This is a genomic window from Arthrobacter sp. BI5, assembly GCF_056680065.1.
The window spans coordinates 2,512,133-2,527,464 of the sequence record NZ_CM155264.1 but is presented as its reverse complement, the minus strand read 5'-3'; the positions used below and the strand labels follow the sequence as shown (position 1 = coordinate 2,527,464).

Annotated in this window: 8 protein-coding genes and 3 pseudogenes; 10 read left to right on the top strand and 1 reads right to left on the bottom strand. The window is 60.1% G+C overall.

Annotated features, from left to right (window positions below; all coding sequences use genetic code 11):
* Nucleotides 1-3 precede the first annotated feature (3 nt).
* The 6 genes from AC1MED_RS11595 to AC1MED_RS11570 all read left to right on the top strand — a co-directional run bounded on the left by AC1MED_RS11595 (nucleotide 4) and on the right by AC1MED_RS11570 (nucleotide 9,627).
* Nucleotides 4-1,932, top strand: a complete 1,929-nt coding sequence (locus AC1MED_RS11595; protein ID WP_479783410.1) for a glycosyltransferase family 2 protein — start codon at nucleotides 4-6, stop codon at nucleotides 1,930-1,932.
* Nucleotides 1,929-4,181: a glycosyltransferase family 2 protein gene (locus AC1MED_RS11590; protein ID WP_479783409.1), complete on the top strand. Its 2,253-nt coding sequence runs from the start codon at nucleotides 1,929-1,931 to the stop codon at nucleotides 4,179-4,181. Before AC1MED_RS11595 ends, AC1MED_RS11590 begins: the two co-directional genes overlap by 4 nt.
* Nucleotides 4,182-4,191: 10 nt before the next feature.
* Nucleotides 4,192-5,106: a hypothetical protein gene (locus tag AC1MED_RS11585; protein WP_479783408.1), complete on the top strand. Its 915-nt coding sequence runs from the start codon at nucleotides 4,192-4,194 to the stop codon at nucleotides 5,104-5,106.
* A 408-nt stretch (nucleotides 5,107-5,514) separates the two neighbouring features.
* A complete protein-coding gene (locus tag AC1MED_RS11580) occupies nucleotides 5,515-6,009 on the top strand; it encodes a hypothetical protein (protein ID WP_479783407.1) in 495 nt (164 codons plus the stop codon).
* A gap of 52 nt (nucleotides 6,010-6,061) precedes the next feature.
* Nucleotides 6,062-7,459 carry a glycosyltransferase family 2 protein gene (locus tag AC1MED_RS11575; RefSeq protein WP_479783406.1) on the top strand — a complete coding sequence of 466 codons (1,398 nt, stop codon included), beginning with the start codon at nucleotides 6,062-6,064 and terminating at the stop codon, nucleotides 7,457-7,459.
* Entirely contained in the window at nucleotides 7,456-9,627 is a 2,172-nt protein-coding gene (locus AC1MED_RS11570; protein ID WP_479783405.1) for a glycosyltransferase family 2 protein, read from the top strand. Before AC1MED_RS11575 ends, AC1MED_RS11570 begins: the two co-directional genes overlap by 4 nt.
* A gap of 731 nt (nucleotides 9,628-10,358) precedes the next feature.
* On the opposite strand, the pseudogene AC1MED_RS11565 reads toward AC1MED_RS11570, so the two are convergent.
* A pseudogene (locus AC1MED_RS11565) lies at nucleotides 10,359-11,367 on the bottom strand (IS481 family transposase).
* A 382-nt stretch (nucleotides 11,368-11,749) separates the two neighbouring features.
* On the opposite strand from AC1MED_RS11565, the pseudogene AC1MED_RS11560 reads away from it, so the two are divergent.
* The 4 genes and pseudogenes from AC1MED_RS11560 (at nucleotide 11,750) to AC1MED_RS11545 (ending at nucleotide 14,800) form a co-directional block, all read left to right on the top strand.
* Nucleotides 11,750-13,013 (top strand): annotated as a pseudogene (locus AC1MED_RS11560) (Mu transposase domain-containing protein).
* Nucleotides 13,010-13,801, top strand: a pseudogene (gene istB / locus AC1MED_RS11555) (IS21-like element helper ATPase IstB); the annotation flags it as partial. The pseudogenes AC1MED_RS11560 and istB, both read left to right, overlap by 4 nt.
* Nucleotides 13,802-13,975: 174 nt before the next feature.
* Nucleotides 13,976-14,383 carry a large conductance mechanosensitive channel protein MscL gene (gene mscL / locus AC1MED_RS11550; RefSeq protein WP_066435231.1) on the top strand — a complete coding sequence of 136 codons (408 nt, stop codon included), beginning with the start codon at nucleotides 13,976-13,978 and terminating at the stop codon, nucleotides 14,381-14,383.
* 195 nt (nucleotides 14,384-14,578) lie between these two features.
* Complete coding sequence (locus tag AC1MED_RS11545; RefSeq protein ID WP_479783404.1) at nucleotides 14,579-14,800, top strand: hypothetical protein; 222 nt, start codon at nucleotides 14,579-14,581, stop codon at nucleotides 14,798-14,800.
* Nucleotides 14,801-15,332 lie beyond the last annotated feature (532 nt).

The following is a 15,332-nucleotide window of genomic DNA, read 5'->3' as shown; positions in this document are numbered from 1 at the left end:
AGCATGCAGATCAAGAGCGTGGCGGTGGGCTGTGCGGCCTACCCCATGGCGAAGCTGGCGGTGGACCTGGGTTTGGACTATGCCCGCACGGACTGGGAGCACCGCGATCCCGCGGCAGCTACCGACTGGGAGCACGGCGTTCCGGCGGAACAGTTGTGGTGGGACAGCTATGTTGTGCAGGCGGAATCGCTGGCCGAGGCCCGGGGCCTGCTGCCGTTATTCCGCAGTGAGGGGCGGGCGCATCGCTTTGTGCTGGTCATCCGTGGACTATTCCCGGCGGACGAAGTGCCGGCCTGGACTCCGCGCAGCCTCCAAGCCAAGGCTGGCACCGCCGGGCTGACCGTGCCGGGGCTCGGCCTCGCGGTTGTAGTCGAAGGGGGCAAATGGGTGAATGTCCATGCCGCCGCCCTCGCGGCACTGCGCTGCGCGTCGCCTGACAACCGTCCGCCTGTGCTGGGGGGACTGCGCGTGGGCTTCACGGAGCCTGCTGAGCTCGCCTGGCTGGCCGGGGACACGCTGGGCAGTTTTATGACCGAGGCGCTGCTGCAGCCCGAGCCGGATGACATCTATCCTGTAGACGTACTGGTGGGGGACAGCAAGCTCACGCAGCAGCTGGGCAAGCACATCCCGGCCCACCCTGGGCGGGTAACTCCGCCGGTCTGGACTCCGACGGAGACGGTGCTGCCGCCCGTTGACACCGCAGTTGTTTCCCCGATGGGTTTCCTGCCGTACCCGGAAAAGCCTGCGCGGCCGCTCGAGCCGTTCGAGCTGGCCGGGGGAGTCCTGCACGAATCGGACCTCGCCGCCCTGCGGCCGCACGACTACCTTGTGGTGGACGGCTCCCGCTTCGGCGGCCTGGACGGTGAGCTGGCCCGGCGTCTGAGCCAGCTGGCTGTCGCCGGAGTACCCCTTCTGGCGCGGCATTTGGCTGCCCCGGTCCGGACCCTGCTGGGTGATCAGCTCCTGAAACACCTTGACGCTTTCGACGCCGCCGACCCGCCGGTAGTGAGGGAATCAAAGTCGATCGGGCTTCGGCGCACAGCATTGGATCTTTACAGCCCGAAGGCCGTCTGGAACACCGTACTGGGCGAGCTGGGCAAACCACTACTCCCGTTGCCCTCCGTGAGTGTGGTGCTTGCTACCCGCCGGCCCGAGAAGCTGGCGTCCGCCCTGGAACAGCTGGCAGGCCAGAGCTGGAAATCCGTGGAGGTGGTGGTGGTGCTGCACGGCTTCGACGCGGAACATCCGGAGGTCCGGCGTGCCGTCCAGACGTACCCGGGCGAGCTGTTGGTGCGCTCCGTCCCGGCCGACATGATTTTTGGCGAGGTCCTTAATGCCGGCGTCAACGCCGCCAGCGGCGATCTGGTCTGCAAGATGGACGACGACGACTGGTACGGCCCGCACCACCTGCGCGACCTCGTTCACGCGAAGGACTACAGCGGCGCCACCCTGGTGGGTTCGCAGGTTGAGTTCGTGTATCTGGAAAGTCTGGATATCACCACCCGCAGGCCTCCGCTCGGCGAGCAGTACTCGGACCACGTGGCCGGCGGCACCATGATGCTGGGCCGGGACGAGCTTCGCCAACTTGGCGGATGGAGGCCGGTGCACCGCGCCGTTGACCGATGCCTCCTCCAAGCTGTCCAGGCCGCTGGCGGACTCATCTACCGCTCGCACGGTCAGAACTACATGATGCACCGCCACTCCGGCGCGGATTCGCACGGCGGCCATACCTGGAATCCGGAAGACAGCACTTTCCTTCAGAGTGTTGCAGAGCAGTGGGACGGCTTCCGGCCGCCGCCGCAGATTGGTCCCGGCCAGGGCACTGCGGCGGGAGCAAGGCTGGAGGGCCTGCGCAGCCATTTCGCCGGAGTCCCAGCGACCGTCCAGCACAGTTTAGCTCCGCTACCGGTCCGCAAATTTAGGTCAAAATGAACTTTCTCCAATCCCTCCGCAGGTATGCCCGACTCTCGCCGAAAAAGAAGTTGGCAGCCGTTGGCTTTGTTTTCCTTTTGGCGATGGTGGTTGCTGCGGCCTATGCACGGAATCTTTGGCTGCTCGGATTGCTCCTGGCGGTCTTCGTCGTGAGCGCGCTTTATACGGCCGTGCGCCTGGACCGTCGACTGAGGGCGGCCCAGCGGGCGGGCGGATCAGCCGTACAGGTGCGCGGTCTGCTGACGCAGCAGCGACCTGGTGCGCTCGCGTCGTGGGGCAGACAGTCCACTATGTCTAAGCCCATGCTCGTTCAGCGGCTGACGAAACTCCGATCCGTGGACGGCCGCGATATTTTGGTCAGCTCAGCCACCTCCGGCAGTTGGAGCTGGTCGGATATGGCTGCAGGCCTGGAGATGTACAGGATCGGAGGAATTCCGCGCGAACGAGTTGAGGGTGTCCTGAACTCAGCTCGTCCCTCGGCGCTGCTTCACTTGGCGGATCTGTGCTTCAGGCAGAACATCCTCAAAGACGACATTCTCAATGCTTCGACGCTATACACCCTTGTCTTTCAAGCTTTAGGCTCGGAACCCTTCCTGAAGAAGCGTCGGGGTGAGTTCTTCCTTGATGCCCTCGCGCAAACCGGCCAGGGTGCCGAGGTAATTCGACTGCAGTCTCTATACGATACGAGCTCGGCCAACGCCAACGATCTGCACCTTTTCCGCGCAAACGCCGCTAATCCCTTCAAAGACGATTCTGTAAGCGTGGCGGCTTGGCTCAGTGAGATCAACGCGGTCTACGAGAACGCCGGGCTCGCGCGGCTGGCGCTGGGAACGGGATCCGAAGCTGGTTTCCTGCGACTTGAGGCTGAGGGAACGAAACCGGTCACAGCCGGGCCGCTTGTCACGGTGGTCATGCCGGTTTATCGGCCGGACGAATTCACTGACCTTGCCATCCGGTCAGCCATCAACCAGAGTTACCGGAACCTTGAAATCATCATCGTTGACGACGGTTCCGGCGGTGACGCCGCTGAACGGCTAAACAATTGGGCCGACGCGGACAAGCGCATCAAGGTGGTGCTGAACGCGGAGAACTCCGGCGCTTACACGTCGCGCAATTTAGGCTATACGATGGCGTCGGGCGAGTTTCTGACGATTTTCGATGGGGACGATTGGCAGCATCCGCAGAAGATCGAATTACTGGTCCGCGCAGCCGAGCAGCAGGCCCACCGGAGGTTAGTCTCCGCACCCTGGACCCGGGTGGATGAAGACTTGTTCTTCCACTACCGGGGATGGAGGGGAGCATTTATTACCCCGTCGCACGTCTCAACGATGTTCCATATCGACACCATCAGGGAACGCCTGGGCCACTGGGACTCGGTTCGCAAGGCCGCTGATACCGAGTTCATCCTCCGCTACCGGGCGCTCGTACAGGCTGACGAGCCCTTGGAAGTGAGTGAGGCGCCACTGACCCTTTCCTTGGTCAGTAACTCAAATCTCTCCATCGACGACTTCCGGTTGGGTTACCGCTCACCGGACAGGGTGGCTTACCGGGATGCTTACGAAAATTGGCACAGGGAGATCCGCTCGGGACGGCACAGGGGCCACCTGCCTTTCCCTCACACGCAGCGTGCATTTCCCGCGCCCCTACGTTTTCTTCCGGACGCTCAACAAAGGCTGGAACTGGATATCCTGATCGTAGGAGACTTCGGTGATGAGTCAGACGCATCCCGACTCATGCTGGATCATTTGGATTCGGCCCGGGAACAGGGTTTGAAGATCGGCCTCATGCACTTCCCCAGCCTTCTCCATGCAGAAGCCATCGACAAGTCATTTTCGACTGATATCTTGGACGCCTTCGCTGCCGGACTTCTTCACCGCGTGGAGGTCACCGACATGGTTAGCTCTAAGACCGTCAACGTCTACGATCCGACAGCGTTCCAATACAATCGGGAGCTTTTTGGCAACCATGTCGCGGGCCAGGTGAGCGTCTGGGCCGGTGAACCACCGTACAGGGCCGAGACCGATGAACATAAGTACGACGTAGGAACTGTCGAGCGAAACGCGATGGCTGTGTTTCGCGCCCGGGTTCGCTGGAACGCGAAGGATCCTACGATTGCAAGAGTCATACTGCAATCTCGCCAAGTTCGGCCGTCAACCGGAGAAGAGGCTGACGAATGGGGAATAGTCGACAGCGACAGACACGATCCTTCCCTCAGGCCAGCCGGCTCAAACTCACTCACCTCGAATTAGGAGAAAAACCGTGACCGTGCCATCGAGTCCGCCCGCCAACGGTTGGGACGAGCGAAATGGGGTCGAAATTCGTCGGTACGAATCGGCGCGTGAAATCGACCATCAAGCATCTGAGGCCTACGAGTTCGTCGTTGCGCCTACTTCCGGCGGACCCTTGGACATTACCGCCTTGTATGTCCCCAAGCCATCGAAGACGCTGATCGTGACTTTCCACGGCTCGCTGCAACGGTCGAAATATCAGCTGCCCCGGTTTGAATGGAGGAATTCGCTTGCCCCTTTCGACGCCGCCCAACTCTTCGTTGCCGACTCAACCCTGAACCTTAACGGCGCTATGGCGTTAGCTTGGTACGTAGGGAACGCAGAGCAGGATTTCAGCTCGGACGTCGCCTGCCTGATCCAAGAAGTTGCAGCGGCCGCAGGGTACGAGAGGATTTTACTGACGGGTTCGAGCGGGGGAGGATACGCCTCACTGGCGATTTCTCGAAAGATCGATGGTTCGGTTGCCGTCTGTTTCTCACCACAAACCCGCGTAGGGGATTATCACGGTTCCGTAGTAGAAAAGTTCCGCAGCGTCGTATTTCCGGATTTGGGAGGATACGAGGAGGCAGAGAGAGTGCACCGCGATCGGCTCGATCTGCGCTTTCTTTACGGAACGACGCCGGATAGCAATTTCGTACGGTTTGTCCAGAACACGCGCGATGTAAAGCACTTCCTCAGGCACTACACGCCGTTCGCTCAAACGTACGGGGTCGATCCCTCAATCGGGGGCTTCGATGCATTGGGCAAGATCGAATTCGTTCCTCAGAGACTTCAAGAAGGTCACCAGCCCCCGTCCCGCGGGCGCTTTCGGGGACACATCCTGGATGCCCACAGGAACTTCTTCGGAGAAGATCTGAACTACACCGGCGATGACTCGAAGCGCTAACCCGCGTTACAGGGAAGGGTATGCCCGGCCATTGGCAACTAGGACCCACCTAGGAAGAGGCGTGAGTTTGGTTTCGTGGGCTGTTGTAAGCTGGGAATGGGATGTATTCGGGGGAATGACGACGCTGAACACCCTTCCGTTCAATGAACGCTATGTGTCACGACCCGTCGTGCGGGAGATTCCGTCAACGAGTGGAGTGGGCTGGCCTTTCTCGGCTTTCCTGCTTTCGTGGCGCAAGCACTTCATGATAGTTCGCGCCGCAGAGCGGCCTTGGGTGACAACCACTGGAAAATATCACCGACGATTGATGCGCGTGCTGTCACGCCTGGAATCGTCGAGATCAGTGCCATTCTTTCAGTTAGATGTACCAAAAATTCGAACGCTAACCGTTCAAGTGAAGGATGAAGGATGAAAGTCTTGGGAGAACGTAAGAAATCTACAGCTGTGATGGCCGCTCTCCTAAAAAACCGTTTAAGTGCCGCAGCGCTGGGTTTTTATTTTCTACTCGCTGTAGTTTGTTTTGCTTCGGCGATGATGGGATGGTTGATCGGAGTCACAATCGCCGCGGTGGCTTCCGGTGCCGTCGTGCTTATTGTCCTCTTGGACATCAGGATGCGTCTCATCAAGAACTCGTCGGTTCTCACTCGGGGAATGCAAGAGGGCCAGCGAAGGGCTGTAGGTTCTCATGACTATTTGGTTCGGATTGAGGGTCGAGCAAAGTTCAGATACGAGAGACTGTCGCGAGCACTAGCGAAGGCCGATTCCGAAAGACAGAGTCGCAGGCAGCTGCACGAATCTGAGATTGAAGACATTCGCAACGTTGTTGCTGCCGCCTTGGCTGTTCAGCGTGTCGAGCACACCCTGCTTGTGGAGCGCCTGATGAAAGAGCTCCCGCGCGTCTAGTTTGTCACGACCTATAGATAATCTAGAGGTTTTGAAAACAGTTAGGTCTGGCATGGAAACAGTTAAGTGGAATGAATGGGGGCAGCTGGAGTTGCCGCCTCAAATAGAAACACATGGCCGCACAGTCAGTGTCATAATTCCAGCGAGAACTAGTCAAAATCAGCTGGATATTTGTTTGGCGGCTCTGTCGGGTCAGGACTACCCAGCTCACCTGATCGAAGTAATCGTCGTAGACCACAGGTCGTCCCCAGTGCTTCGCCGCCCAGCGTGGGCGAGCCAGAACGTCCGAATTGTCAGGCATGAGCTCGGGGATGGCCCTGGGGCCGCACGCGCTGCAGGGGCAGAGCATGCCCAAGGCGAGATTTTGATGTTCATGGATTCGGACATTGTTGCTAGTCGGTCAATGATTGCCGACTACGTTAAGTGGCCAGCCGTACTGGAAGAATCCGTAGTTCTCGGGTTCCGCGATTTCATTGACCCGGTCGGTTTGACTGCAGATGCAGTAAGAACTTACGCACGGGCTGGGAACCTCGAGAATCTCCTTCTTCCCCGACTAGGTCAGGAGGGGCAGGACTGGATTGACAACTTCCTCCAGGTGTCGCGGGATAATCAAGCAAACCGCGAAGACCTGTGGAACATCGTTGTTGGCGCTGGGGTGGCGATAAGCCGTAGATTCTATGACTATATCGGAGGCTTCCGTGATTTTAGGGTGCATGGAGTTGAAGATACCGAATTCGGGTTCCGGGCATTTCAGGGTGGCGGTGTAATCATTCCCGATCGGGCATGCCATGGGTATCATTTGGGACTCCGAGCCATGAGCGTTAACGGTGAGAAGATCAAGCGCGACCGTCGTGGTCTTCTTGCCAACTACGTTGCGCATGACCGCGCCCGCCCGCGCCTGGCCAACGCCATCTGGCAGGTGCCGAAAATTCGAACACAGATCATTGCACTTGATGGGGAGAGTTTCGAGGCTATACAGGCGACCGCGGATGGCCTTCTCGCATCGACCTTTACTGATCTCGGAATTGAAGTTTATTCGCTAGACCCCGCGGTAAAAAGGGAAGTTTCGGAGTTTTACTCGGCGAACTCCCGGATCTCGCTTTCGGAGGGCACACCAGTGTCCGGATTTCCCTCTCCATTCACGTTAAGGGTTGCTGCAGGGGTAGTTCTCGAAGAAGGCAGCGTTGAGCGAATTTTGAAGAATGCGATGGATGATCCGAAGGGTCTTGTCTCGTACGTTATTGGGAATGATGGGGTCTCTCTTGAATTCTGGCGCACACGTGCCCTGAGCCGCGCTGGTTTTTCTTCCACAGTGTCGAGTGGCGACGATAGCCGACAGTATGTCCGGGACAATTTCGGAGAGATGTGGAGGTCAGGGGAGGAAGTGGGGATCAGCCGGCCTCTTGGAGACTTCCTCGCCATGGGCGTTGGTTCCCGGAGGGCGTCATGACCAACACACTCAGAATCGACTGCCGTGTGTCAGGGCGCGATGAGGAACTTACTTCAGTTCTGCCCCAGTCCAAGTTTGCCGTAGTCACGGATGGCCCACCAGTTGTCGCGATCGCAGACAATAAGTATACGCGCGCGGTGATGGACGAGATTGTGGTTGTTGCCTCGTCTGTAGCAGACTTGAAGGCACTGCAGCTGACGGCTGAATCTTTTGGCAGCACCAAGGCACTTAGGCTCGTGGTTGGGGGAAAAGTGCCAGGCAATATGTTGTCCGTGCCCTCCGGAATGGTCGAAGGCCACCACGCCCTCGAGATGAGCCGTAATTTCCGGCGGGACCCTATCGAGCATACTCAGTTGTACGTTAGGCTCGCGGGGCGCGCGGCACTGAAGAGAATTATTGCGGCGACCCTGAGCGGCAGCCTCCCATCACATCGTCGGGTCACGCCGTCGATTCGGATTGGCTTGGCTCCTGACGTGGATTCGCGGTGGGGTTTCAGCGACGCTGTGGCTAAGCGGCTCGCAACTTCCACGTTGAGGGCGGACGATCTCGGCAATAACCCAGGACCTAAACCTGAGGTTGATCTTCTTATGACGACGCAAGTCCTCAACCCGCTCCCCTTGGATCATCCGCCAGTCATCCAAGTAGCAGAGACGTCCGGGTACTCATGGGAGAGGATCGCCACTGCCGCGCCCCGTGACTTTGCCGGCCACTTCGCGCCTGGAGCGGTTTCAGAAATGAGCCTTTCGATCCCCCCAGTTGATACAGAAGTCATAAACCCTATTGGGTTTGATCCTTTCCCTACCTCAGGTAGCTGCAGTATTCGTCGGGAGGGCCGGCATAATCAAAGCCTTATTGGGGACGCAGGGTCGGTCGTTCTTGGCCAATTGGACCGCTCGCGCCTCAGCGATAGGCTCTTGGGGCCGCTGCGGAGTTTTACATTTGTGCATGATTATGCGGACTCTCACCTTGGTCCGGCTCAACGGGCATCGTTCTTGATTGACGCCGCCGCAGCTGGCGTTCCGGTGGTTCCCCACGACTTGGATCCCCTCACCGCCCGTTACTTATCAAGTGATCTCCTCAATGTCTACATGGGTGCGGCTGAGGATGTATTCGAGGAACGGCTGCTTCGGGAGTCGTTTGTCGCTTCAGCCCACAGGGCCGCATACAGGGGGCACGGCCACAGAAACCTACTGAATCCGATCTTGAGTGCAGGAGGGCTTGGATCTATTTGTTCGTCCCGGCCGACGGTCAGTGTTCTGATTCCCTCCAAGCGTCCTGACTTTATATCCAACGCAGTGGAACAGCTCAGGCGGCAAAGCTGGACCCCCATCCAACCAATATTCGGCTTTCATGGATTCACCCTGAGCGACATTTCCAAGAGGGACCGCGAGTCACTAAATTCGATGTCTGCACTGATTCACGAAGCCGCGCCTGATGCAGTTTTTGGGGACGTCATGAATGCCATGTCGCAAATGGCGGATGGTGCACTAGTTGCCAAGATGGACGACGATGATTGGTATGGAGAACACCATCTTGAAGACTTGGTCCATTCGCATGAGTATTCTCGCGCCATCTTGGTTGGCAGTGGCGTGCAGTTTGTTTATCTTACGAAGTCGGACATGACCGTTCGACGGGGTCTTACGCAGGCTTACAAATATGGAGGCCATCCTGGAGGTCCTACCATCTTGCTTGGCCGGGAAGATCTCAAATCGGTTGGGAATTGGGCAAGGGTTAATAGGGCCATCGATACCGCACTGGCCGACGCAATTGCGGCAGCGGGCGGATCGGTTTATCAGGGAAACCCTCTCAATTTTCTGTTTAATAAGCGCGCCAGCGGACATACATGGAACGCATCCCAGGAGTATTTCCTTCGCGGAAGAATCGACCAGTGGGTCGGCGTCCAGCCTCCTCCTGGGTTTACGGATGAGGCGGCTAATCAGGTTCGGAAACGGTGGCGAGGGCGTCCATCGTCCCTCGTGGATAGTTCCAGTTTTCCTGGCTCTTATCGGCCTTCGACGTGGGATCCCCACCACACCGATCGCGGGGCCACGACGGCCCGGCACGGAAGTCTGTTTCAGCGCCAAGTGCGTGTAGATCCGTGGATGTCGAGTTTCAGCGCCGATCACCGAGCGTCAGCACTGGATGGCTTTGGCTCCGAGGGTCCGTGACAGGCAACGTGGCTCTTCGTGGTTCGTAGGGAATTGATTCCGTGTCGTAGATAAAAGAGAGGCCCGGTGTCCTGCTGGGATAAGTGTGTCTAAGCATTCAACCGGAACACTACCAACGAGGTTTGACTGAGCCTATCGTTGTTGCGTCCGACGCTACCAAAAGTGTCGTCAATCTGCCTGACTACCGTGTCATCTCCGCGACCGTCATGGACGGCGGTAGACGTTGGATCATTGTCGAACGGATCAGGGACATTCCCGTCGCCGGCGCCCTCGAAAGGCTATGGGCCAAGTACCGCTCGAACTAAGCAGGCCTCGTTGGGTTTGATCGGCAGGGGTTGAAAACGCCTAGATTCTGCGGTTTTGAGGTTGTAGAACGTCGTCCGAAATTGTTCCACGCGGGGCTTGCTGCAGACTTTTTGCGGACTGTGTGCAACCACCCTGCGTCAAGGTTGCGTCGCAACGTCTCGGCGTAGGACTTATGCCCGTAGCCCGAGAGCGTCTTGATGGCCTATACCACCAAGCCGCGCAGCCGCTCCGGCTCCTATTGCGCTTCGAGTGCCGCATCGCGGAGTGAGAGGCTTTGTTCCTCGACCCACCTGCGCCGAAGCGCAAAGGACTGTTGTCGCTCCTCCCGTCTGTCTTCCCATTGCTTCCCAGGGCCGGACCTCGGGTTGCGCAAACGCCAGTCTTCTTCTTCTTCTTCTTCTTCTTCCTCAGCGAGTTCTCGTTCTTCACGTTCCACCCGGCGCCGTACGTTCGCAGGGTCCGGTGTAATTCCCACGGACGTTGTGAACGCGGCTGATGGGGGTTTTGCCTCCGATGCCGGTATGGGTTCTGTGCTGATTGTAGTGGTGTAGCCAGCTCTGTTAAGTGGCAGCGCGTCCGTGTTCTGAAGCGTATGGGCGGGCGTATGCCCACTCGTGGCGAGGGTTCGGTTGAAGCGTTCCACCTTGCCGTTGGTCTGGGGTCGGTAGGGGCGGGTCCTGCGGTGTCTGACCTGCGGTCCCAGGGCCGCGGCGAAGGCCCGGGAGCGGTAGCAGGCTCCGTTATCGGTCAGCACGGCCTTGACCCTGATGCCGTGGGCGGCGAAGAACGCGATGGCGCGCAGCCAGAAGGCGGCGGCGGTTTCCTTTTTCTCGTCGTTGAGGATTTCCGAGCAGGCCAGGCGTGAGTGGTCATCGACGGCGTGGTGCAGGTAGGCCTAGCCGGTTCCTGTCCGTTTGTTCCGTCGTCCTTTGGCCCGGCCGAGGGCGCGGTGTCCGCCGCCGCTCGGGATGCGTCCGAGCTTCTTGATGTCCACGTGGATCAGGTCCCCGGGCTGGTCGTGTTCGTATCTTTGGGGTGGGGCTTGCGCACGGGCAGGCCGGTGCTCTGGTCCAGGCAGGTCAACCGGGGCATCCGGTACCGGGCCAGTACCTTGCCGACGGTGGAGCGGGCCAGGTGCAGGTGGGCTGCGATGCGGTGCGGGCCCCAGCGGCGGGTGAACCGCAGCGCCACGATCCGCGGCTCGGTCCGGACGCCGGTCCGGTTCGGGCTCCGGCGCGGGCGTGAGGACACATCGGCCATGCCGGCGTCCCCGCAGGTACGGTAACGGTCTGTCCATTTCTTCGCCGTCGCCGGTGAGCATTGGAAGCGTTCCGCGGCCCGGCGCAGCGTCCAGCCCTCCTCAAGGACCAGACGCACGAGCTTTCCTCGTGCCTTGGGTGTGAGGTCGGCGTTGCCATGGGTAACGTAGGGCACGAGGGCTTCCTGGCGTCGAGATGAGTGGTAACCCAAATCGATACCGGAGGCCCTCGGCTTTGACATCACGCCACGCTGTTCACAACGTCCGTGGGAATTACACCTGGGCGGCCAACCTTTCGGCGACGCTATGTGCGGTACGCAGCGGCACGACCCAGCCTCCCTCGTAAGCGAAGGTGGACGGCTCGTCCCCAAGTACTTCCACCGACAATCCAGTCAGCTCGGAGAGAGCCCGGTGGCTGTGACAGGTTTATATGGCCCCGGCAGGACGGTTATTTCCGGCCCCACTTCATGACTCGCCGGGCACCTGTGGCGGTTATTTGTGGCCCCACCTTCAACGTTGGATTCATCACTGGATGGATGCGGCGGAAGGCTGGTCTGGATGGAGTCGAGAGTGGAGTTGTTCGCGCGGATTCGAAGGGACGCCCGGGTTGAGGGCCTGTCGGTTCGTGCGTTGGCGGTTCGGTACGGGGTTCACAGGCGAACGGTAAGGCAGGCACTGGATTCAGCTGCCCCTCCGGAGCGTAAACAGAGACAAGGCGTGTCCTGGAGGCTGGAGCCCTTCAAGGGCGCGATCGATGCGATGCTGACCGAGGACACGACGGCGCCGCGGAAGGGGCCGGCAGCGCCGGGAGAACGACAGATGGGTGTTGTTCCGTTCCCACTACGGCTTCGACCCCTTCTATTGCCAGCCCGGCATCGCCGGGGCCCACGAAAAGGGCGGGGTTGAAGGTGAGGTGGGCTGGTTCCGCCGCAACCGGCTTTCACCGATGCCGGTTGCTGACTCCCTGGACGAGCTCAACGACCGGATCCGCAAATGGGAAGCCCAGGACGAGGACAGGAGGATCAATGACAGGATCCGCACCATAGGCCAGGACTTCGAGATCGAACGGCCGTTCCTGGCCCCGTTGCCGGCAGAGGAATTTGATCCGGGTCTGGCGCTGAACCCGAGGGTCGACAGGTCCTCGATGGTCACCGTCCGGATGGTGAAGTATTCCGTCCCGGCCCGGTTCATCGGCCGGAGGGTCCGGGTGTCATTGCGGGCGTCCGAGGTCGTGGTGTTCGATGGCCGCACCGTGGTCGCCAGGCATCAGCGGCTCGCCGCCCGGTCCGGGCAGTCGGTCCAGCTGGACCACTATCTCGAGGTCCTCAAAACCAAGCCCGGCGCCCTTCCAGGCTCCACCGCTTTGGCCCGGGCGCGAGAGTCCGGGACGTTCAGCAGCGCGCACGAGGCATTCTGGGCCGCCTCCCGCCGGGTCAACGGCGACGCCGACGGGACCCGTGAACTCATCGACGTCCTGCTCCTCCACCGGTCCATGGACGCCTGCGACATCCACGCAGGCATCACCGCGGCCCTCGTAGTGGGCGCGGTCAGCGCCGACGTCGTCGCGGTCGAAGCCCGCAGACACGCCACGACATCTTGCCGGGGCGGGGCCAGTTCGGACCGTCATCCCCGTGTTCATGCTGAAGAGAAGGTGCAACGAGTTGTCAGTCTCACCCAGCGCCGCCTCATGGACCCCGTCGCCGTCATCGCCGGGCTGCCACCTGATAGCCGGCCCCTGCCATCGGTCCGCGCCTATGACGAGCTGCTGGCCAAACGTTCGGAACACCCCGCAGGAACCGCGTCAAAGGAGAACATCTCATGAGCCCCACCGCACCGGCGACCACCATCACCCCGGCCCTGCGCCGGCGGCGAGGCCTGACCGAACAGGCAGCGGTTGCCGCCGTGGACCAGGCCTGCCGCCGACTGCGCCTGCCCACCATCCGGGCAGTCCTCGATGAAGGCCTCGCCGTCGCGGGGAAGGAACAACTCTCCTACCAAGGCTTCCTGGCCGAACTGCTGCTGGCCGAGTGCGACGACAGGGACCGGCGCTCCTCGATCCGGCGCGTGAAAGCCGCGAACTTTCCCCGGGACAAGTGGCTCGGGGACTTTGACTTCGACGCGAACCCGAACATCAATTCCGCCACCATCCACACCCTGGCCACCGGAGAATGGATCCGCAAAGGACAACCCCTCTGCCTGATTGGGGACTCCGGAACCGGCAAATCCCACCTGCTCATCGGACTCGGCACCGCCGCCGCGGAGAAGGGCTACCGAGTCAAATACACCCTCGCCACCCGACTCGTGAACGAACTCATCGAAGCCGCAGACGAGAAGGTCCTGGCCAAGACCATAGCCCGCTACGGCCGCGTGGACCTGCTCTGCATCGACGAGCTTGGCTACATGGAACTTGACCGTCGAGGCGCCGAACTCCTCTTCCAGGTCCTCAGCGACCGTGAGGAGAAAAACTCCATCGCCATCGCCTCCAACGAATCGTTCTCCGGCTGGACCAAAACCTTCACCGACCCGCGCCTCTGCGCCGCCATCGTGGACCGGCTGACCTTCAACGGCACCATCATCGAAACCGGCACCGACTCCTATCGCCTGGCCCATGGCATCGCGCGTAGAAGTTCGGAACAGGTGAACAACCCCGCTGCAGGAACCCAAGGTCCCCACGGAGGTGAATCCGACCTCATGCCACGGGCGCCGGCAGGCACTCGGTGACTCCCCTCGAAACTTTCCCCAAAAGTAACCGATACGGCATCCGCGTGGGGTAGTTTGATCGCTATGTTGACCGGATTCAAGAATTTCATCATGAAGGGCAACGTCGTAGACCTTGCCGTCGCCGTCGTGATTGGTGCCGCCTTCGGTGCCGTAGTCACGGCCCTAGTCCAAAGCGTTCTCATGCCGTTCATTGCGGCCCTGGTCGGATCTCCGAACTTCGATAGTTTCGCCGTCGTGACCCTCAACGGAAACGACATCAAATTCGGTGTCCTGCTCACGGCAATTGTTAACTTCGTGCTCGTGGCGGCAGCCATTTACTTCGTCATCGTCGTGCCCATGAACCACATGGTCGAGCGCCGCAACCGGCGCCTCGGCATCAACCCGGACGTCAAGGAAGAAGCGGCCGAAGACCCCCAGATTGCCCTGCTTACGGAAATCCGGGATTCCCTCCGGCAAGACCGCAGGCCCTAATCAAGCCGGCGTACCCGAACCCCGCCAAAATCCGCTGTCAGCGCTGAACCGCGGCGCAATTGCTTCGGCACGCTCACGTTCCACAGACCGACGCTGCGATAGCGTGTCTCTCAGCGGCGCAGGGATAAATCCGGGCGTTCGTGCAGCCGCAGGCTGGCTGGGCTTGTTTTCCGTCATCGATGAAAGGACATGAAAATGGCTGTTCCGATTGAATTGGGCAAGGCATTGGACAAGGGCTACGAGAACTCGACTCTGGACGAGGTCCTTTCGGCCCCGCCCTCGGCTCTTGCCGGACTGACCGAAAAGCACGACGAACTGCTTGCCGGTATGGGAATCAAAACCATCCGCGATCTGGGAAGCAACAAATACTTCGCTACGGCAGGGGTACTGGTCGCACTCTCCGGCAAGGTTGGGTAGTCGGTCTGGACTGTTAGCGCGTCTAACTGAAAGGGTCCGGCCCGGCGCACGCCGGGTCGGACCTTTTCCATTCCAGAATGGATTTCTCCCACTCAAGAGATCTGACATGCTAGCAACGACGGCGCCCCGACTCCATACCCCCGACCGGCATCTGCCGTTCCCCCGGGCGATACAGGAACCCTTAGCCAACCGGTGCGAAAACCGTCCCGCGAGCCCGAGACCCACAACAACGTTCCGTGAACCTGGGGCCACTTTCAATCGCCCCTCTGGGGCCAAAAATACTTGACACAATCAGCCCGGAGATTACGAAGCCCGTAGATGCCTTCGTATTCGCTGTGTGACCCTGGACGGGAGGCATTACTCCACATGTCATCAGGGAGAAGATCGAAAATGACCGCATCAACGGCCATTACCACGCCGGGGGCATCGCGCCACGCCTCTAGGACGGCAGCCCAGCGCAGTTTATTTTCACGAAAGGGTTCTGCGTCCACCCAAAGCATATGAGCCGACCGGTTGGTACCCAGAGTTCCAA